This window comes from Gammaproteobacteria bacterium (genome assembly GCA_003696665.1).
GTDB lineage: Bacteria > Pseudomonadota > Gammaproteobacteria > Enterobacterales.
This window is the reverse complement of sequence record RFGJ01000461.1, coordinates 1-1289: the sequence shown is the minus strand read 5'-3', so window position 1 is coordinate 1289 and position 1289 is coordinate 1. Positions and strand designations below refer to the sequence as shown.

The window sequence follows — 1289 nt, the reverse complement described above, 5'->3', positions numbered from 1 at the left end:
TTGCGGATATAGCGCGGGTCGTACTTGATGCGTTCGGCAAGTTCTGCGGATGTGAGATAGGTGCACATGAATCAACCTCCATCGATGATATTGAAAGAGTCGAATGGCTCACATATGCGCATTATCAATCCTTCATGAGCATAAGTCAAGATTGATTTGACGCATTTGTGATGAGCTAGCATCGTTCAAGCTATGAATGGCTCAATTGGGAGGCGGGAATGATCAGAGTCTTGCTAAAGAAAATGCTGGATGAGAAGTCTTTCCGCGAAAAGCGGCGGATTACCCTGAACGAGGTGAGCGAAAAAACCGGGATCAGCCGAGCCACGCTCACCCGGATTGCCAATGTTCCTGGCTACAACACCAATACCGATACGATTGATGCTCTATGCAAGTATTTCGAGTGTTCACCCGGCGAACTATTAGAATATCATTCAGAGGATGATGAGGGTGATAGGGATCGCAAGATTTAGAGCTGTCAATAGCGACGAAGATCCTAAGAAAACTGTATGGGGCTGCAATATGATTGATGAACGGTTGCCCGGTGTGTGGAGGGATCATTGCGCTTGGTGAGGCACAGTGGATCAGAATGGTCCATAGATCTTTTGATGGACTTCTTGCCTAGTGTACATTCGTTGGATTTAGTTACAACAGATTTATCTCTTTATGCATTTATGCACCTGAAGATATTATTGGCAAAATGTTCAACAACTCGCCTGATTGCACCTGTTGAAACTAATTGCATTCATTTGTTGGGCAGCACTGATGACCGCGCATATCGGAATCAACTTCGAAATTGCTTATTAGCAAGACAGCTATGTGAATGGTTAGAGAATCAGGTCGAACTTCGGCACACAGACAATCCCATCCCACAAAGTATGTTCGTTTTTTATGATGACGTCAGGTCACCCTTGATCGGAATGTTTGGCGCTTTTGCATTTACAACCAATGGTCTGGGTATTACGCCCGGAAATCCACTTGGTTTGATCCAAGTTACTGAGACGCCCGAAGAGGCATCTCAGCTATCTAGCTGGTTTGAGCAACAGTGGCACAACCTTCCCAAGACCAGGGCAGCTGACTCCCCGCTAGCAGGGGCTCTACGGGAAATATCCAAGGACCGTTCTCCCAACACTATCTATGCATTGATATTGTACGGCTTGTTCAAGGAACGTGATGGGGCACTGGACGAAGATAGCATCATCAAGTCTGCTACAGGCATCCATCAGACAACTGTCTGGAAGAAACTCTACAAGTTTCAGAGGGACGCCGTAGTCGGTGCTATAGATAAGCTC

Annotated in this window: 2 protein-coding genes; both read left to right on the top strand. The window is 46.3% G+C overall.

The window, feature by feature from the left end; genetic code table 11:
- Positions 1 to 218 precede the first annotated feature (218 nt).
- Positions 219 to 470 carry a helix-turn-helix domain-containing protein gene (locus D6694_11405; protein ID RMH39211.1) on the top strand — a complete coding sequence of 84 codons (252 nt, stop codon included), beginning with the start codon at positions 219 to 221 and terminating at the stop codon, positions 468 to 470.
- A 405-nt stretch (positions 471 to 875) separates the two neighbouring features.
- Positions 876 to 1289: helicase (locus tag D6694_11400; protein ID RMH39210.1), on the top strand; the 414-nt coding region annotated here is incomplete at its 3' end.

Bases quoted from the DNA above. Each gene is read 5' to 3' on its own strand.
- D6694_11405 (RMH39211.1), top strand. From the start codon at position 219: ATGATCAGAGTCTTGCTAAAGAAAATGCTGGATGAGAAGTCTTTCCGC.